General features: G+C 60.1%; 12 protein-coding genes. 9 read left to right on the top strand and 3 right to left on the bottom strand.

Translation table 11 applies throughout. The features are described 5' to 3' along the window. Positions 1–405 precede the first annotated feature (405 nt). The 8 genes from ACVDHE_RS03700 (at position 406) to ACVDHE_RS03665 (ending at position 12,797) form a co-directional block, all read left to right on the top strand. The gene (locus ACVDHE_RS03700; protein ID WP_213039702.1) at positions 406–918 is read left to right on the top strand and encodes a TRAP transporter small permease; all 513 of its coding nucleotides are present in this window, start codon (positions 406–408) and stop codon (positions 916–918) included. Then, positions 918–2,225, top strand: coding sequence for a TRAP transporter large permease (locus ACVDHE_RS03695; protein WP_458885635.1), 1,308 nt, complete (start codon positions 918–920; stop codon positions 2,223–2,225). Before ACVDHE_RS03700 ends, ACVDHE_RS03695 begins: the two co-directional genes overlap by 1 nt. 77 nt (positions 2,226–2,302) lie before the next feature. Continuing rightward, the gene (gene dctP, locus ACVDHE_RS03690; RefSeq protein ID WP_418726256.1) at positions 2,303–3,358 is read left to right on the top strand and encodes a TRAP transporter substrate-binding protein DctP; all 1,056 of its coding nucleotides are present in this window, start codon (positions 2,303–2,305) and stop codon (positions 3,356–3,358) included. A gap of 194 nt (positions 3,359–3,552) precedes the next feature. Next, positions 3,553–4,545, top strand: coding sequence for a thiamine pyrophosphate-dependent dehydrogenase E1 component subunit alpha (locus ACVDHE_RS03685; protein ID WP_213039699.1), 993 nt, complete (start codon positions 3,553–3,555; stop codon positions 4,543–4,545). Positions 4,546–4,565: 20 nt separating this feature from the next. Continuing rightward, positions 4,566–5,540 carry an alpha-ketoacid dehydrogenase subunit beta gene (locus tag ACVDHE_RS03680; RefSeq protein WP_325227343.1) on the top strand — a complete coding sequence of 325 codons (975 nt, stop codon included), beginning with the start codon at positions 4,566–4,568 and terminating at the stop codon, positions 5,538–5,540. 27 nt (positions 5,541–5,567) lie between these two features. Next, positions 5,568–6,914 (top strand): 2-oxo acid dehydrogenase subunit E2, encoded by a 1,347-nt coding sequence (locus tag ACVDHE_RS03675; RefSeq protein WP_458885634.1) that lies wholly within the window; start codon positions 5,568–5,570, stop codon positions 6,912–6,914. Positions 6,915–7,056: 142 nt separating this feature from the next. Further along, a complete protein-coding gene (gene lpdA / locus ACVDHE_RS03670; protein WP_458885633.1) occupies positions 7,057–8,802 on the top strand; it encodes a dihydrolipoyl dehydrogenase in 1,746 nt (581 codons plus the stop codon). A 716-nt stretch (positions 8,803–9,518) separates the two neighbouring features. Continuing rightward, complete coding sequence (locus ACVDHE_RS03665; protein ID WP_458885632.1) at positions 9,519–12,797, top strand: S-layer homology domain-containing protein; 3,279 nt, start codon at positions 9,519–9,521, stop codon at positions 12,795–12,797. 81 nt (positions 12,798–12,878) lie between these two features. On the opposite strand, the gene ACVDHE_RS03660 is transcribed toward ACVDHE_RS03665, so the two are convergent. Further along, positions 12,879–13,481 carry a hypothetical protein gene (locus ACVDHE_RS03660; RefSeq protein WP_458885631.1) on the bottom strand — a complete coding sequence of 201 codons (603 nt, stop codon included), beginning with the start codon at positions 13,479–13,481 and terminating at the stop codon, positions 12,879–12,881. A gap of 645 nt (positions 13,482–14,126) precedes the next feature. Between ACVDHE_RS03660 and ACVDHE_RS03655 the strand changes: the two genes are divergently transcribed. Beyond that, entirely contained in the window at positions 14,127–14,729 is a 603-nt protein-coding gene (locus ACVDHE_RS03655; protein WP_458885630.1) for a hypothetical protein, read from the top strand. A 79-nt stretch (positions 14,730–14,808) separates the two neighbouring features. On the opposite strand, the gene ACVDHE_RS03650 is transcribed toward ACVDHE_RS03655, so the two are convergent. Together ACVDHE_RS03650 and ACVDHE_RS03645 are read right to left on the bottom strand one after the other, a co-directional pair. Next, on the bottom strand, positions 14,809–17,742 hold the full coding sequence (locus ACVDHE_RS03650) for a hypothetical protein (RefSeq protein WP_458885629.1): 2,934 nt from the start codon (positions 17,740–17,742) through the stop codon (positions 14,809–14,811). Positions 17,743–17,749: 7 nt separating this feature from the next. Further along, positions 17,750–18,538 carry an S-layer homology domain-containing protein gene (locus tag ACVDHE_RS03645; protein ID WP_458885628.1) on the bottom strand — a complete coding sequence of 263 codons (789 nt, stop codon included), beginning with the start codon at positions 18,536–18,538 and terminating at the stop codon, positions 17,750–17,752. Positions 18,539–18,633 lie beyond the last annotated feature (95 nt).

Here is an 18,633-nt window from a genome sequence, read left to right as displayed (position 1 = left end):
TTATTTAAAATTTAATGCATATAGCACAAAGCAAGGTAAAATTTTCGGCTGTTATCACGAGTATACCACAAATCGGACAAAAAGGAAGTACTATTCCCTCATTTTTTGATTTTTTTGCTGAAAAGATGAACTTTACGCAAAATTAGGCAACGGCTTGCCGAGAAAAAAGCTCAATACAAAATCTGCTTTTGTGATTGCCAATTTTCCGGGTCGGTGTTATAATTTTGAAAGCCGATGGAGAGGGATTCTCTCCATCCGCGTGCCCAAGTGAGTGCTGCGGGAGAAAGGGCTCTGGGTTCAGAAGAGACTTTTGAATGGATATGTGGTGAATAAATATTCAAAAGTTGCTTTCGCGGCACCGCGCTGGGAGGGAAATCGCATGAATGTGAGGAAGGGAATGATTTCATGAAAGCCTACAAAAAGATCATGGGAGGCATCGCCGAGCTCGAGAAGATCGTCACCAGTCTCGTTTTGACGTTTGTCACCCTGATCACCTTTGCGAACGTGGTCGTTCGGAAGCTGAGCGACAGCCAGTTCGCCTGGACGGAAGAATTGGTCATCAACCTGTTCGTCCTGCTGATCATGCTGGGCTGCGGCCTGTGCGCCCGGGAGGGCAGCCTCATCAGCCTCTCCTTGATCTTCGACCGTCTGAAGGTCGGCGGCAAGAAGGTCCTGGTGGTCATCGCGACCATTGTGAACACCGTGTTCTGGGTGCTGCTGCTGTGGACCGGTTGGGAGAAGGTCCTCTCTCAGATCGCCTCCGGCAAGCACACCAACTCTCTGGGCTGGCCCGAGTGGGTGTTCACCATTTTCCTGCCGATCGGCGCAATTTTCCTGATTTTGCATACCATTGAGTATCTTGTGGACGTCCTGCACGGGGACGCGGACTGTGTGAAGGAAGAGGGAGGAAACGACTGATGATTAACTTTATTCTGTTTGGCTCCTTCTTTGTGATGCTGTTTTTGAACATTCCCATCTGCGTCAGCCTGGGTATGTCCTCCATCTTCGCCATGTTCTGTTCCGGCGATATGCTCTCCATCGTCCCCACCAACGTCTACAACGGCATGGCCAAGTTCCTGCTGCTGGCCATTCCGTTCTTCGTCCTGTCCGGCAACATTATGGCTAAGGCCGGCATTTCCACCCGCCTGGTTCAGTTCATTGACGACTGCATTGGACATCGCCGCGGCGGCATCGCCATCGTGTGCGTGGTGGTGGCCTGCTTCTTCGGCGCCATTTCCGGTTCCGGTCCGGCCACCGTGGCGGCTCTGGGCATCATCCTGATCCCCGCCATGATCAACCGCGGCGGCTTCTCCGCTCCGTTCTCCTCCGCCATGATGGCCAGCGCATCCTCCATCGCCATCGTTATCCCGCCCTCCATCGCGTTCGTGGTGTACGCCTCCATCACCGGCGTCTCCGTGGGCGACATGTTCATGGGTGGTATCATCCCCGGCATCATGATGGGCATTGCCCTGGTGGTGGTCATCATGATCGAGGTCCGCAAGAAGGGCCTGACTGCTTCCCGCGAGAAGGCCTCCTGGGGCGCCCGCTGGAAGTCCTTCCGCACCGCGTTCTGGGGATTCCTGATGCCCGTTATCATTCTGGGCGGTATCTACGGCGGCATCTTCACTCCCACCGAGGCCGCTGCCGTGTCCGTGGTGTACGGCCTGCTGGTCGGTATGTTCATCTATCGCGAGGTCAAGCTTCGCGACCTGTATGATCTGCTGGTGGATTCCACCAAGACCACCGGCGGTATCATGCTCATCATCGGCGCTGCTACGCTGTTCTCCTATGTCTGCACTGTGCACGGCATCTCCGGCGCTGCGCAGAATCTGCTGCTGAGCATTTCTGCCAACAAGTACATCTTCCTGCTGATCGTCAACATCATCTTCCTGATTGCCGGCTGCTTTGTGGACGCCAACTCCGCCATGTACATCTTCATCCCCATCATGTACCCTGTCGCCACTCAGCTGGGGATTGATCCCATCCACTTCGGCGTTCTGTCCACCGTGAACCTGGCCATCGGTCAGGTGACCCCGCCCGTGGGCGTGAACCTGTTCGTGGCCATCGGCGTCAGCAGCAAGCTGCAGGACGTCCGGGACAAGACCAGAGTTACCATCGAGACCATCTCCAAGGCCGTGTGGCCCCAGATTGTGGCCTGCGTCGTGGCTCTGCTGCTGGTCACCTACATCGAGCCCCTGTCCACCATCCTGCTGTTCAAGCCCTAAGTTCCATCCCTGTCGGTCTGTGATCACGTAAGTGATATCAGATAAATCCCAAGCACAATGTTTAAGGAGGAAAACCCATGAAAAAGTTTCTTGCACTGATCCTGGCTCTGGTGATGTCCCTGAGCCTCGTCGCCTGCGGCGGCGGTGACACCGCCACGGAGGAGACTACCGATGATGCCGCCGGCACCGAGGAGGGCGGCACCACCTTCGAGAAGCAGACCTGGAAGTTCACCTGCTCTGCTACCGAGAACACCCCCTGGGCTGACATGGGCCGCGAGTTCGGCGAGCTGGTCAGCGAGGCTACCGGCGGCGCTGTGACCGTTCAGGTCTTTGCCGCCGACCAGCTGACTGCCGGCAACCAGACCGAGGGCATTCAGGGCGTTATGGACGGCACCATCGAGCTGTCCGCTCACTCCAACATCATCTACTCCAGCTTCGACCAGCGTCTGAACGTTGTGTCCCTGCCCTTCCTGTTCGACTCCTTCGACGATGTCGACGCCAAGCTGGACGGCGAGGCCGGCGCAGCTGTGGGCGAGGTCGTGGAGAGCATGGGCCTGCACCTGCTGGGCATTGCTGAGAACGGCTTCCGTCACGTTACCAACAGCGCCCGTCCCATCGAGTCTCTGGCCGATATGAAGGGCCTGAAGATCCGCGTGGCCGGTTCCGAGCTGCTGAACGAGGAGTACACCGCCTGGGGCGCCAACTGGACCAACGCCAACTGGTCCGAGGTTTACACCGGCCTGCAGACCGGCACCTATGACGGCCAGGAGAACCCCCTGCCCACCGCTGACGGCGCTTCCATCGCTGAGGTTCAGAAGTATGTCACCTACTGGACCGGCGTGTATGACTGCATCTTCTTCACCATGAACGGCGATCTGTACAACTCCCTGTCTCCCGAGCTGCAGGCCATCGTTGACGAGTGCGGCCAGAAGGCTGCTCAGAGCCAGCGTGAGAAGGAGCGTGCCATGGACCAGGAGATCCTGGACAAGTGGGCCGCCGCTGGTGTCACTGTCACCGAGCTGAGCGAGGAGGCCGCTGCTGAGTTCAAGGAGGCTGCTGCCTACATCTATGAGGATCAGAAGTTCGTGGACATGATGACTCCCGAGCTGATCGCTGCTTTCACCGCCGAATAAGCTTGCGCGACTTACGCAACCGCTCCGGCGTTTGCAGACTGCGCTGAATCGAAAAAACGTGGCTGCAGGCGACTGTCGCCACGTTTTTTCGAATCAAAATTCAAAAATAACCAGTATTTTCCACAAAAAGCAGGAAACATTCCGCAATACAAATTAAAAACACCGATCAAATCGGCAGAAGGGAGTTCTTTCCTATGGCAGCAACGAAAGCGAAGGCTGAAAAGTACACCAAGGAACAGGCGGCCAAGTTCTACGAGACTATGTGCACCATCCGCAAGTTCGAGGAGACCGTCAAGCACGATTTCCTGGCGGGTGAGATCCCGGGCTTTGTCCACCTGTACATCGGCGAGGAAGCCATTGCCACCGGCGTGTGCGCCGCCCTGCGGCAGGATGACATGATCGAGTCCACTCACCGCGGCCATGGTCACTGCGTGGCCAAGGGCGCCGATGTGAACCGCATGATGGCTGAGATCTACGGCAAGAAGACCGGCCTGTGCCAGGGCCGCGGCGGCTCCATGCACATTGCTGACTTCTCCGTGGGCATGCTGGGCGCCAACGGCGTCGTGGGCGGCGGCTACAACCTGGCCACCGGTGCCGCCCTGGCCAACAAGATGATCCTGAAGAACGACAAGGTCTCCGTGGTGTTCTTCGGCGACGGCGCCTCCAACCGCGGTACCTTCCACGAGGCCATGAACGTGGCTTCCGCCTGGAAGCTGCCCGTCATCTTCGTCAACGAGATGAACTGCTGGGCTTCCACCACTCCCTACCGCACCACCTGCAACGTGGAGAACATCTCCGACCGCGCTGCCGGCTACCATGTGCCCGGCGTCATCGTGGACGGCCAGGACGTGTTCGCCGTGTATGAGGCCGCCAAGGAGGCTGTTGCCCGCGCCCGCGCCGGCGAAGGCCCCACCTTCATCGAGGCCAAGACCTACCGCATCGAGGGTCACTTCGTGGGCGATCCCGAGCTGTATCGTGACCACGCCGAGACCCAGAAGATCTACCACGACACCGATCCTCTGAAGATGTTCCGCGCCAAGGCCGCCAAGCTGAAGCTGATGACCGCCGCCGAGTGCGACGAGCTGGACGCCAAGTGCGACGCGAAGATCAAGGCCGCCAAGGAGTTTGCCCTGAGCAGCGAGTATCCCGATGCGTCCGAGTACATGAAGTACGTCTATGTGGACTAAGGCGAAGGAGGAACGAAACGATGCGTAAGATCACATTTGCACAGGCCACCCTGGAAGCGATGGCCGAGACGATGGCAAAAGACGATAAGATTTTCGTTATGGGCGAGGACCTGGCCCGTCAGGGCGGTATCTTCGGCCAGTTCAAGGGCCTGCCCCAGCAGTTCCCCGGCCGCGTGCTGGATACCCCGATCTCCGAGACCTTCATCATCGGCGGCGGCGTGGGTGCTGCTCTGGCCGGCGCCCGCCCCGTGGTGGATATGCACTTCGCCGACTTCATCGGCGTGCCCATGGACGAGGTGTTCAACCAGATGGCCAAGGCCCGCTACATGTTCGGCGGTCAGGCTAAGGTGCCCCTGGTGCTGCGTGCTCCCGACGGCATGACCATCCAGGGCGCTGCCCAGCACTCCCAGTGCGTGGAGGCCTGGTTCACCCACATTCCCGGCGTTCAGGTCGTGGCTCCCTCCAATCCCTATGACGCCAAGATGGTGCTGAAGGCCGCCATCGAGAGCGACGATCCCGTCATCTACTTCGAGAACAAGATCCTCTACAAGGAAAAAGGCGAGGTTCCCGAGCTGGCCGACGAGGTGCCCTACACCATCGGCAAGGCCCGCGTGGAGCGCGAGGGCTCTGACGTGACCATCGTGTCCTACTCCATCGGTATGAAGAACGCCCGCGGCGCCGCAGACCTGCTGGCCAAGGAGGGCATCAAGGCCGAGGTCATCGACCTGATCACCCTGTCTCCCTGGGACAAGGAGACCGTGCTCAACAGCGTGAAGAAGACCCACCGGCTGTGCATCGTCCACGAGGCGGTCAAGCAGGGCGGCTTCGGCGCTGAGATCGCCGCCACTGTGGCGGAGGAGGCCCTGGAGTATCTGGACGCCCCCATCCTGCGGTACGGCGCTCCCTTCTGCCCCATCCCCTTCGCTCCCACGCTGGAGAAGATGGTCCGCATCTTCCCGGAGGACCTGGTCAAGGGCATCAAGGGCATGTTTTAATGCCTGTTGAAAAGGAGATTTTCAAGTATGGCAACTGAAGTATTGATGCCCAAGCTCGGCCTGACCATGACCGAGGGCACCATTGAAGAATGGAAGTTCAAGGAAGGCGACACCGTGAAGGCCGGAGACGTGCTGTTCTCCGTGGCCACCGATAAGCTGACCAACGACGTGGAGTGCGACACCGACGGCACACTGCTGAAGATCCTGCTGCCCGAGGGCGAGACCGCCGAGTGCAAGAGCGTCATCGCCTGGATCGGCCAGCCCGGTGAGGCTGTCCCCGGCGCTGAGGCCGCGGCTCCTGCCGCTGCAGCCGCTCCCGCCGCCCCCGCCGCTGCGGCTCCTGCCGCGGCTCCCGCCGCCGCTGCCGCTCCGGCCAAGACCGCCGGCGGTTTCGTGCTGGCCTCTCCCTATGCCAGAAAGCTGGCCAAGGAGAAGGGCTATGACCTGGCGGCCATCCCCGCCTCCGGTCCCAACGGCACCGTCATCGCCCGGGACGTGGAGAACTACGTGGCCGGTCCCAAGACCAGCCCCATGGCCGCCAAGCTGGCCGCCGAGCTGGGCGTGGACGTCAGCAAGCTGGACGTCCAGGGCCGCGTGATGAAGGCCGATGTGCTGGCCGCCGCCGGCGCCGCTGCGCCTGCCGCTGCCGCCGCCAACGTCCCCGCCGCTGCCGCCGTGGAGAGCAACGACGAGGCTCCCGTGAAGGTCAATCCGCTGCGCCGCAGCATCGCCGCCAACATGAGCAACTCCTGGCACACCTCTCCGCGGGTCACCTATACCCGTCCCGTGGACGTGACCGCCATGAAGGACCTGCGCGCCAAGCTGAAGGACGGCTTGAAGGAGCAGGGGATCAAGCTGACCTACAACCACATCCTGATGAAGGTCGTGGCCAAGGCCCTGACCGAGTTCCCCGACATCAACGCCAGCTTCGCCGACAACATGCTGACCCGCCACAAGCACGTCAACATGGGTCTGGCGGTGGCCAAGGGCGACGGCCTGATCGTCCCCAACGTCAAGAGCTGCGACACCAAGTCCCTGGCGGAGATCGCCAAGGAGACGGAGGCCCTGATCGAGGCCACCCGTACCGGCAAGCTGGGCATGGAGGACATGACCGGCGGCACCTTCACCATCTCCTCCCTGGGGCCCTATGGCATCACCAGCTTCTCTCCCATCATCAACCAGCCTGAGCTGGCGATCCTGGGCGTGTGCGACATGGTGGACACCCCTGTGGTGCGGGACGGCCAGATCGTGATCCGGCCCATGATGAACCTGAGCCTGACCGCTGACCACCGCGTGGTGGACGGCGTCATGGCCTCCAAGTTCCTCAAGCGGATCGCGGAGCTGCTGGAAAACCCCTATATGCTGCTGGTCTGAGTTCAGACCGGATCAAACGGAACCCGGCGTCAGCCGGGTTCCGTTTCCCGAAAGTTTGTTCAAAATTTGACGATTCTGTTCATCCGGAGCCGGAAATCCCGGCGTGATTTGGATAACTTAACGGAAAGAAGGACAAAAAATCATGGCAACTGAAGTGCTGATGCCCAAGCTGGGTCTGACCATGACCGAGGGCACCATTGAAGAGTGGAAGATCAAGGAAGGCCAGCCGGTGAAGAAGGGCGACGTGCTGTTCTCCGTGGCCACCGACAAGCTGACCAACGATGTGGAGGCCGATGCCGACGGCATCCTGCTGAAGATCCTGCTGCCGGAGGGCGAGACCGCCGAGTGCAAGAGCGTCATCGCCTACATCGGCGCCGAGGGCGAGGCTGTGCCCGGCGCCGCTGCCCCTGCCGCGGCTCCTGCTGCCGCTGAGGCGCCCGCGGCCGCTCCCGCAGCGGCCGCCGCTGCGGCTCCTGCCGCCGCCGGCCCCAAGAGCGTTATCGTGGTGGGCGGCGGCCCCGGCGGCTATGTGGCCGCCATCCGCGCTGCCCAGCTGGGCGCCAAGGTCACCGTGGTGGAGAAAGAGCACCTGGGCGGCACCTGCCTGAACATCGGCTGCATCCCCACCAAGTGCCTGCTCCACAGCGCTGAGCTGATCGAGGACATCAAGAACCAGGGCGCCGACATCGGCGTGAAGGTCACCGGCGTGGAAGTGGACTTCCCCCAGGTCATTGCCCACAAGAACGCCATCTCCAAGAAGCTGACCAGCGGCATCGCCGGACTGTTCAAGCTGAACAAGGTCGCCAAGATCGACGGTGAGGCCACCTTCACCGCCCCCAAGACTCTGGAGGTCACCAAGGCCGACGGCAGCAAGGAGACCATGACCGCCGACGCCATCATCGTGGCTACCGGCTCCATCAACGCCGTGCCTCCCATCCCCGGCATCAAGGAGAACCCCAACTGCATCGACTCCACCGGCGCTCTGAGCCTGGAGGCCCTGCCCAAGTCCATGGTGGTTATCGGCGGTGGCGTCATCGGCCTGGAGCTGGCCTGCGCCTACGCCGCCTTCGGCACCAAGATCACCGTGGTGGAGGCCATGGACCACATGCTGCCCATGCTGGACGGGGAGCTGACCAAGATCGGCGTGGCCCACATGAAGAAGATGGGCATGGAGTTCCATCTGGAGTGCCCCGTGCAGTCCGTGGAGGCCAGCCCCGTGGGCGCCAAGGTCACTTGCCGGAACAAGGCCGGCGAGACCGTCAGCTTTGAGGCGGAGAAGGTCCTGGTGGCCATCGGCCGCAAGGCCAACACCGCCAGCCTGAACCTGGAGGCCGGCGGTCTGAACAACGACCGGGGCCGCATCCTGGTCAACGACAAGATGGAGACCAACGTCCCCGGCGTGTACGCCATCGGCGACTGCGTGTTCGGCCGCGCCCAGCTGGCCCACACCGCCAGCGCCATGGGCGAGGTGGCCGCTGAGAACATTATGGGCATGGACGCCAAGTACGACGAGTCCACCAACCCCACCTGCGTGTACATCGAGCCGGAGGCCGCCTCCGTGGGCCTCACCGAAGAGCAGGCCAAGGCCAAGGGCATCGACTACAAGGTGGGCAAGTTCCCCATGAGCGCCAACGGCAAGGCCCTGATCCTCAACGGCGGCGAGGGCCTGGTGAAGATCATCGCCGACGCCAAGTACGGCGAGGTCCTGGGCATGCACATCATCGGGCCCCGGGCCACGGACCTCATTGCCGAGGGTGCCCTGGCCATCCGGCTGGAGGCTACCATCGACGAGCTGATCTCCACCATCCACTCTCATCCCACCGTCACCGAGACTATGCGGGAAGCCGCGCTGAACGTTGAGAAGCGCGCCATCCACACCAAGAACTGAGTTTCGGGTTTCGGAGGGAAGGAAAGTGTGAAAGGAAACCGTCAGGGTTTCCTTTCACGTTCCATCACCCGCCGCAGCGACGGAGGCGAAGCCTCCGCAGGCGTGCGGAGCACGCAGCGCGCCATCCACACCAAGAACTGAGTTTCGGACTTCGGGGGGAAGGAAAGTGTGAAAGGAAACCGGCAGGGTTTCCTTTCACGTTGGATCACCCGCCGCAGCGCGCCATCCACACCGAGAACGGAGTGTTTTCAACCGCATCCCCGGCCCGGACCGCTTCGGCGGCCCGGGCCTTTGTTACGCTGGAATGCGGAATATTTCCGGCCGGTTGCACGGTTTCGTGCAACAAAAGCCCATATATATTATAATGTATCCGCGCCTATGCCCGGATCTCCGGAAATCATACGGTGGTTTTGTTACGGCTCTGTTACAAATGGCCCGGTCCCCTTGCATTTGAAATTTGCCTCTGATAAAATCCAACATGAACAAACGAACTGTCCTGTTCCGATCACCCGGCGCAGATACGGGTAAACGGCTAGCCACGGTATGTGTGCCGTGTAAAAGGAGGGGGACCGCTCGGGCGTTCACATCACAAGCCGGAAGGGACGCGGAAGCCTCTCAAGAAGGTGTTTCTCCAGGTGGTGTCTGGGGATGTATACGCCTCATTTAGCAGATTTTTGCAACTTTTTCGGTAAAATTTAAAAGGAGGAAATCCTACCATGAAGAAGTTCCTTTCTCTGGTTCTGGCTCTGGTGATGGCCATGTCTCTGGTCACCGTCAGCGCTGGCGCCAAGGACTTCACGGACAGCGATTCCATCAGCGGCGAAGACTACGCTGAGGCGATCGACGTGATGTCCGCCCTGCAGATCATCGATGGCTACGAAGGCGGCGCCTTCCAGCCCCAGGGCACCCTGACCCGCGGCGCTGCCGCCAAGATCATTGCCTGCATGATGCTGGGCAAGACCACCGCTGAGGCTCTGGGCAACCAGGCCGCTCCCTTCAAGGACGTGCCCGTTGGCTCCACCTTCGCCGGTTACATTGCCTACTGCGTCGAGGCCGGCATCATCGACGGCTACGCTGACGGCACCTTCCGTCCCTCCAACAAGCTGACCGGCTTTGCCTTCCTGAAGATGCTGCTGACCGCTATGGGTTATGACAGCAAGATCGAGGGCTTCACCGGCACCAACTGGACCGTGAACGTGGCCCGCCGGGCCATCGAGAACGGCCTGACCAAGGGCAACGACAACTTCGTTGGTACCGCTCTGGCCACCCGTGAGGAGGCTTGCCTGTACGCTGTCAACACCATCAAGGCCACCCTGGTGGAGTATGAGAACAAGGGCTCTTCCATCGTCATCAACGGCGTTGAGATCAGCCAGGGCGCTTCCTCTCCCAAGGTCGTGACCTCCGGCAACGCCTCTCAGGCCACCTCCATCAACAGCGACAAGTACACCGGCACCGTCAGCGGCGCTTCCGGCACTAATTACTACACCGTCGAGTTCGGTGAGAAGTACATGCCCAAGCTGTCCCTGCGCGGCACTACCGACGACTTCAAGCGTCCCACCCACACTTGGAGCTACGACGGCGTGAAGGTCGGCACCTACACCGACGAGGCCGATCTGGAGTACAACAAGAAGGTCACCTCCAACGAGATCTATGCTTCTCTGGGCCTGACCTCCACTGTGAACGCTGAGATCTATGTGGATGGCGTCAACATCAAGAACAATGGCGACTACACCACCAAGACTTACACCACTCAGGGCACTGACGCTGTCTACTTCACCGTTCAGAAGAACAACACCGACAAGACCGGCGACAAGGGCGCTCTGACCCAGGTCTGGAAGACCGGCCACTGGAACAACGGCGTGTGGGTCACTGACGTTCTGATCACCATCATGCACTACTATGTGGGCGATGTGGTCTCCACCACTCCCGCTGCTACCAACCGCGAGGCTTATGCCACTATCGTGGGCCGCGGCGAGAACACCGCCAACACCGTTTCTGCCAACGGCCGTAACGGTCGCTTCAACACCGAGGACTTCAAGACCGACGATGTTGTTGTGTACAACTACAGCCAGGCTGTCAACGCCAACAGCGCCGTTCAGAACGTGACTGTTGCTGAGACCGCCACCGGCACCCTGAGCGGCTACACCACCAGCGACAGCGCCACTGTGGGCGGCACCAAGTACGACTACAGCTGCACCATCGCCAACCAGGCTGCCAACGCTGCCGTCAACAAGGACGTGACCGTGGTCCTCGATCCCTTCGGCTATGCCATCGACATCGACGGCGCTGACGACGAGAGCTACGCTGTTGTCCTGGGCATCAACGATGAGAACGACCTGCGCACCGAGGCCAACCTGCTGTTCGCCGACGGCACCGCCAAGATCGTCTCCACCTCTGCCAACTTCTGGAACACTGTCTCCAAGGGCGACGTTGTCACCTACGAGATCAAGTCCAATGACCGCTATGCTCTGACCCTGAAGGCTGACTCCTTCACTAACACCATCCGCATCACCAACGGCGCTTACACCTTCCTGGTGGGCGGCACCTACTCCGGCTCTGCCTGGAGCGGCACTCCCACTACCTACTATGCCAACGGCGACACCATCTTCCTGGTGAAGACTGTTGATGCCAACGGCAACGCTATGTACAATGCCTATAAGGGCATCAAGAACGTTCCCACCGTCACCCTGACCACTGCTAACACTGTTTCTGTGTACTGCAAGAACGGTGCCAACCAGCCCGCCACCGTGGTGTATGTGGACGCTTCTAACGCTTCTGTCCTGAACCCCACCTCTGACGTCATCTTCCTGAAGGGCAACGATGATGGCCAGTCCTATACCACCGGTATTGGCGGCTATTACAAGTTCGACGGTACCGTCAACGGTGAGCTGAAGGACGGCGACAAGGCTGTCAAGACCAGCGCCAAGTACGACCTGAACAAGGGCGTTTACAAGCTGTTCGACGGTGTCTCCTATGACGCCAACGGCGTTGCCACCCTGTACATCAGCGACAACGTGATCGAGGGCACCGGCGCTTACAAGCAGTCCAACGACGTTCTGGGCACTCAGCGCAAGAGCGACGGCGGCTTCGGCTACTACTCTGTGGCTTCCGGCTGCTATGTGGTTGTTGTTACCGAGGATGACGCTGAGATCATCACCGGCCTGACTGCCGCTTCTGTGGTTCAGGATACCAACGATCAGGTCTTCTTCAAGCTGAACAGCTCCAACCAGATCGCTTCTGCTTACATTGTGAAGGTTCCCCACGGCGAGATCGACGGCATCTCCTACAATGTGGCTGCTTCCGCTGGCGTTGAGTTCAGCGTCTATGGCGGCTCTTACTTCACCACTCTGAGCAAGGTTCCCGCTGATGCTACCGTGACCGTCCGCGCTGCGAAGGACGCCACTGTCACCAACGCCTCCCTGTCTGGTGAGAGCGCTCTGGCCGGCGGCACTGTGACCGGCGAGTACATCTACTACACCTTCAAGATGCCCGCCGCCAACGTGGCTGCCAACACCTTCGTGGTGACTGCCAACACCTACTCCGTGACCTTTGACTCCATCGAGGCTGGTCTGACCGGCAAGTTCGTCGGCACCGACAAGACCGTTACCAACGGCAGCCTGACCGCTACTGGCCTGGCCAGCGGCACCTACACCGTGGAGTGGACCGGCACTGGCTACATGACCAAGACCACTCAGGTCGTGGTGAACGGCGCCAATGTTGAGCACGCTGCTGCTCCTACCTATGTGGCGGTTACCATCGATTCCACCAGCCAGAGCACTGGCGCTAACGGCGTGAAGATCACTGGTGTGGATTACACCCATGTCGTGGCCGGCGATACCGTCCAGGTCACCGTGGATCTGACCGGCTTCACTGGCAAAGGTGCCAAGCTGAAGGCAAACAGCGATGTTGTCCAGCTGGTTACTGGTGGTGCTGCTACCCAGACCTTCTCCGTGGTTGTGAATGCTGCCACCGAGTTCTCTCTGGAGGCCATCTAATTTCCACAGCAAATGTTTCCTCTCCCGCATCTGCGGGTGAGTGACAGAAAACCCCCGCTCCAAAAGGAGCGGGGGTTTTTCTTATCGTTTTACGCCGTAGATCCGAATATAGGTGTCTATGGGCATGCCGATTTCTTCGCTGGCCCAGATGTTGAGCTTTTTAATTTCGTTGATCGGTTTCAGATGGATGGTATGCAGCACGGTGAATTCCTCCTCGCCCATTCTGGCGGAGAGGAAATGGGTACGGTCCGAGCCCGGATAGGACCACATTTTCACCCGCATGCCGCCCATGCCGGAACCGTCAGGAATTCCGAAAGCGGCGGCATAGCTGTCATATACCTCGCCGCCCAGCTGGCAGGCCCGGAACGTACCTGCTCCATCCGGCTGCAAATACAGCTCGCAGGCATTTTTGGGAATGTCCACCACAAGTTCCGCCCACAAATACGGACTGAAATCGATATCCTGTACATCCAGCGTTACTGCCCGTACAGGTGCGCCGGTGGGAACGTTCAGTAATCGCACACGCATGTCTGCGGCTGTTCGGGCGTCTTCCTCTGCCTTCAGAGCATCTGCCTGGGTTTGAAGCGCCGCGTCGATTTTGGCGTTGTCGGCATTGAAGTCCGTGCGGAAAATAAAATCCTCCGGGTCCCACTGGCAGAGCTGATAGTTGTTGGTCTGGTTCAAAAAATCCCCCCGTTTGTTCAAGATCCCGCCGGGGCGGGGCCGTCCCCCCCGGTCCCCGCCCGGCGCCGGGGCCTCCGCCGGGGCGGACGCAAACGACCAAACGCCCGCCCCGGAGAAGTCCCTACACTCCCTCCGGGAGTGTAGGGAAAAGTTGCACGGAAACGTGCAACCAGCGCGGAAAATTTTTCGCCTCAAAAATGATATCCTTTCCACAGTGGGAGGTCGTGGCGCCCCTGGGGGCGCTCTGCCGGCTTCCCCCATAGGGGAAGGCTGGGGGCCGGGGAGGCGGGCGGTACGGGATCCGCCCCTGCGGCGGCCGCCGTGCCTATTGGGCCTCCCCCTGGGGGGAAGCTGGTGCGTGCAGCGCGCCTGAAAGGGGAACGCAAGGCCGGGGCAATGTATACCCCCTTGGCATTATCCTGGGGCGGGACGAAAATTTTTTTGCCGGCAGTTGCACAGAAACGTGCAACTTTTGCCCTACACTACCATGTAGTGTAGGGCAAAGCGGCGGCACAGGCCGCCGGCGCGGGAGAGAAGAAAAAAGTCCCGGCGTCCCTGCCCGGCGCGTCCCCCCGCGCGCCGCCCGCACCGCTCCGGGTCCCCCGCCCGGGCGCGGCGGAAACATGGAAAGCGAGGGTATTCATTTTGCGACAAACGACCAATTATCAGCTGCCCTCCTGGGACAGCGACGACCGCATCCTGCGGACGGATTTCAACGACCTGACGGAAAAAACGGATACGGCCCTGGCGGACAATGCCGCCGCCATCGCCGCGGAGACGGAGGCTCGGGAAACCGGGGACCTGTACGTGAAGCTGGCCGAGATTATCACAACAGAGGATGAAGAACAGATATCCATCAATATGCGTTCCATGGACATGACGCCTTATCTCTACCTGGATGTTCTGGCAGAAAGTGCCTGCGACGGAGAGTTATGGATGCAGCTGCCCGGCCTCAGCAATTACACGGAGCTGTCTCTGGGGGGAGGCTCCGCTTCTGTGGAATATCTGGCGAAAGCCGCGCCCAATAACGGCGGAAAAGCGCTGCTGTGCGGCCGGATCTACGACCGTACAACTGCACCGGTCCACTGCCTCAGCATCGACAGTTCCACGGGAGGTTTTTACATTCGGGACTGTTACAGCGTATTCGGCACAGTCCCAACCTTGTATGAGCTGATTTTCCGCAGTTCAACGACTGGCGGAAAGCTGAAAGCCGGAGGAAAATTTATCCTGCACGGCATGCTGAAATGAAAATACCCCCGCGCCTTTCGGCGCGGGGGTATTTTTTTCAGTTCTCAGCCGTCGGCTGGGAATGACCTTGTGACTGGGATCAGGCGCCCAGGGTCACATACTGGGTAGCAGTAGCGGTGCCCAGAACGGTGGTGCCAGTGCTGTCCTTCAGGGTGACGGTCACACGGTACATCGCACCGGAAGACGCATCGCCCAGAGCGGGAGTAGCAGCACCAGCGGCATACTTGTTACCGGCCACATCGGTCTCGGTGTAGACGGTGATCCAGTCGCCGGAGGTGTTCATGCGCTCGTACACCACGGTCAGCTTGTCGCCGGCGGCGGGAGCGGTATAGCCGCTGGCTTCCTTCACGGTCAGCTGCATGGTCTTGGAAGAAGCGCCATCAGCCAGAGTGGGAGCAGCCAGCTTGTAGAACTTCACGGTGTTGACAGAGGCAGACGCATCGCCGGTGCCGCCCACGACCACGACGCCGCTGTCCTTGCTGGTAACAGCGAAGTCATAATCGGCGACGGTGCCCAGGACATACAGCGCGGGAGTTGCAGTGCTGGCCTCATAGGAAACGGCAGTGGTGCCGTCCTTGGTCAGGACGATGGTGTTGTTGCCCACCAGACCGGTGAAAGCAACCTGATTCCAATCAGCCAGAGCGGCGGTGCCGCCAGAAGTGGTCACGGCCACGTTGGCAACGGTCTTGGTCTCATAGGTGGGAGCGGTGAACTCCACGGAATAAGTGCCAGCGGGAAGGGCAACGGTGACAGAGCCAGAAGCCTCAGAGGAGACGTCCTTGCTGTAAACGGTCATGCTGCCGTTCTTCACAGTCAGCACAGCACCGGTCACGCTGGCGGGAACCTTGGAGATAACCAGGTTGTAGTTGCCAACGGTGAAGTCCGCAGTGGTATTGCCGGAGACAGAGACGCTTCTGGTCAGGGTGGCCTGACCAGCCTTGCTCAGCTCCACGGTGTAGGTGCCGGGAACCACAGTGAAGGTAGCGGTATGGTCGGTGCCATTGGTGGTCTTGCTCTCGCCGTTGACCTTGGCAGTCCAGTCGTTAGCAGCGGCCTTGACGGTCAGCGTGTACTCGGTAGCGCTGGTGAAAGCGTTGCCGGACAGGTTCTGAGCGGGCATGGCGAAGCTGTAAACGTAGTAGTTGCCCTCGTCAGCGCCCTTGGTCAGGGTCACAACAGAGCTGGACAGGGTGGTCTTCTCGGTGGTGGAGCGGACCTGAATAGTGGTACCGGCCTTCACATCAGACAGGCTGGAGAGCCAAGCGGTGCCGGTACCGGCGATCTTGTAGACCAGGCCGTCCTTGGCAGAGACAGAGTAAGAAGCGGCAGAGGTCTCCTCGCCAGCAACCTTCACGATGTAAGCGGAGGCGATGGCGTTGGAGGTGTTCAGCTTGAAGAAGACGCGATCATTGCCATCCTGGACCACAGAGCCAGCAGTCAGGCCGGTCTGGATGTCGCCTTCCTCGTTGACCAGGACCACATAGCAGTTGGAGGCAACAGCGTAGTACTTGAAGGTGCCGTTGCTGAGCATGGTGCCCAGAACGTCGTTCTGCTGCTTGTAGACGCCCTTGCCCTCGACCACGCCGTCGGTGCTGCGGACCAGAGTGGCCACGCCGTTGGCGTCATAGGACACGCCGTCATACAGGTTGTAGAAGCCCTTGCGAACATAGTGATCGCTGGTCTTGATCTTGCTGTCGCCGTTCTTCAGCTCGCCGTTCAGCGTGCCCTCGAACTGATAGTAGGTACCGATGCTGCTGTCATAGGTGTAGCTGTCGTCGTTGCCCTTCAGGAAGACAACGTCGGAAGCGGGATTCAGAACGGTGGTATCCTTCGCGGTAGCATCCACATACACCACGGTAGCGGGCAGAGAAGCGTCGCCGTTCTTGCAGAACACGGTGGCAACAGAAGCGGTCTTCACGGTGACGGAGGGAACGTTCTTGATGCCCTCGTAGGCGTTGTACAGAGCGTTGCCGTTGGCGTCCACGGTCTTGACCAGGAAGATGGTCTTGCCGTTGGCGTAGCGGTTCGCAGTAGTGGCGCCATAGGCGAAGGTGTAGTCGCCGTTCTTGATGGCCACGGTGGCTCTGCCAGCGTCGGCCTTCTCGGTCAGGGCGTAGCGGTCGCTGGACTTGAGAGTGTAGGCCACGATGTCGCCCACGAAGTTATTACCGCCAACAGTGCCACCGGCATAAGCGCTGTTCAGAACAACGTCCTTCACAGTGCCGTCAGCGAACAGCAGGGTGGCCTCATAGTGCAGGCCCTTGTGGTAATCCAGGACCACGGCATAGTTCTCATCGGTCTTGCCGTCCACGTCGATGGCATAGCCGAAGGGATCAAGGACCACGGTCACATCGGTGTTGATGGAAGCCTGAGCGGCCTCGCGAGCGATGGTGCAGCTGTAATCATACTTGGTGCCGCCCACGGTGGCGCTGTCGCCAGAGGTGAAGCTGGACAGAGTGCCGGTAGCGGTCTCGGCCACAGCCACGTTCTGGACGCGCTTGTCAGCAGCGATGCCAGACATCCGGGTGTAGTTGTAGATCACAACATCATCAGTCTTGAAGTCCTCGGTGTAGAAGTTGCCAGCGGGATAGCCCTGCTCGCCGCGGGCGGCGATGGTAACATAGGCGTCCTTGGTCTTGGTGGCAGCGGTCTTGGAGACCACATCGCCCACATAGTAGTGGACCTGAGTGATCTTCACGGTGGTGACCCACACGCCGGCGTCGTTGAAAGCGCCACCCTTCCAGACCTGGGTCAGGAGGCCGGTGTCGCCGGTCTTGGTGGTGTTGTTGTTCTGAACGGTGAAGTCGGCCTGGCGAACGCCATCCAGATAGAGCTCAGCAACGACCGTGGAGGTCAGGCCCAGATCATCATAGATGGTGTCGGAAGCGACCTTCTTGTTGTAGGTCAGGTCGGCAGTCTCAGCATAGGTGCCGATCTTCTTACCATCGTAGTTCCAAGTGTGGTTGGAACGGACGAAATCGTCGCTGCCGTCCTTCAGGGACAGCTTGGGCATGTACTTCTCACCGAACTCGACGGTGCAGGTGCTGAGTGCCGGCCAGCGCCGCTGACCGGTGCCGGTGTACTTGTCGCTCGTTGATGGAGGTGGCCTGAGAGGCGTTGCCGGAGGTCACGACCTTGGGAGAGGAAGCGCCCTGGCTGATCTCAACGCCGTTGATGACGATGGAAGAGCCCTTGTTCTCATACTCCACCAGGGTGGCCTTGATGGTGTTGACAGCGTACAGGCAAGCCTCCTCACGGGTGGCCAGAGCGGTACCAACGAAGTTGTCGTTGCCCTTGGTCAGGCCGTTCTCGATGGCCCGGCGGGCCACGTTCACGGTCCAGTTGGTGCCGGTGAAGCCCTCGATCTTGCTGTCATAACCCATAGCGGTCAGCAGCATCTTCAGGAAGGCAAAGCCGGTCAGCTTGTTGGAGGGACGGAAGGTGCCGTCAGCGTAGCCGTCGATGATGCCGGCCTCGACGCAGTAGGCAATGTAACCGGCGAAGGTGGAGCCAACGGGCACGTCCTTGAAGGGAGCGGCCTGGTTGCCCAGAGCCTCAGCGGTGGTCTTGCCCAGCATCATGCAGGCAATGATCTTGGCGGCAGCGCCGCGGGTCAGGGTGCCCTGGGGCTGGAAGGCGCCGCCTTCGTAGCCATCGATGATCTGCAGGGCGGACATCACGTCGATCGCCTCAGCGTAGTCTTCGCCGCTGATGGAATCGCTGTCCGTGAAGTCCTTGGCGCCAGCGCTGACGGTGACCAGAGACATGGCCATCACCAGAGCCAGAACCAGAGAAAGGAACTTCTTCATGGTAGGATTTCCTCCTTTTAAATTTTACCGAAAAAGTTGCAAAAACCAGTCAAGTGAGGCGTATACATCCCCGGGCATATTGCCGCTGCCGCCTG

This window comes from Dysosmobacter sp. Phy, assembly GCF_054476235.1.
The sequence above is the reverse complement of the archived record's forward strand: the minus strand, read 5'-3'. Positions and strand labels throughout refer to the sequence as shown.

Bases quoted from the DNA above. Each gene is read 5' to 3' on its own strand.
- dctP (WP_418726256.1), top strand. From the start codon at position 2,303: ATGAAAAAGTTTCTTGCACTGATCCTGGCTCTGGTGATGTCCCTGAGC.
- ACVDHE_RS03665 (WP_458885632.1), top strand. From the start codon at position 9,519: ATGAAGAAGTTCCTTTCTCTGGTTCTGGCTCTGGTGATGGCCATGTCT.
- ACVDHE_RS03650 (WP_458885629.1), bottom strand. From the start codon at position 17,742: ATGCCCAAGCTGTCCCTGAAGGACGGCAGCGACGATTTCGTCCGTTCC.
- lpdA (WP_458885633.1), top strand. From the start codon at position 7,057: ATGGCAACTGAAGTGCTGATGCCCAAGCTGGGTCTGACCATGACCGAG.
- ACVDHE_RS03675 (WP_458885634.1), top strand. From the start codon at position 5,568: ATGGCAACTGAAGTATTGATGCCCAAGCTCGGCCTGACCATGACCGAG.
- ACVDHE_RS03685 (WP_213039699.1), top strand. From the start codon at position 3,553: ATGGCAGCAACGAAAGCGAAGGCTGAAAAGTACACCAAGGAACAGGCG.
- ACVDHE_RS03680 (WP_325227343.1), top strand. From the start codon at position 4,566: ATGCGTAAGATCACATTTGCACAGGCCACCCTGGAAGCGATGGCCGAG.
- ACVDHE_RS03645 (WP_458885628.1), bottom strand. From the start codon at position 18,538: ATGAAGAAGTTCCTTTCTCTGGTTCTGGCTCTGGTGATGGCCATGTCT.
- ACVDHE_RS03695 (WP_458885635.1), top strand. From the start codon at position 918: ATGATTAACTTTATTCTGTTTGGCTCCTTCTTTGTGATGCTGTTTTTG.
- ACVDHE_RS03700 (WP_213039702.1), top strand. From the start codon at position 406: ATGAAAGCCTACAAAAAGATCATGGGAGGCATCGCCGAGCTCGAGAAG.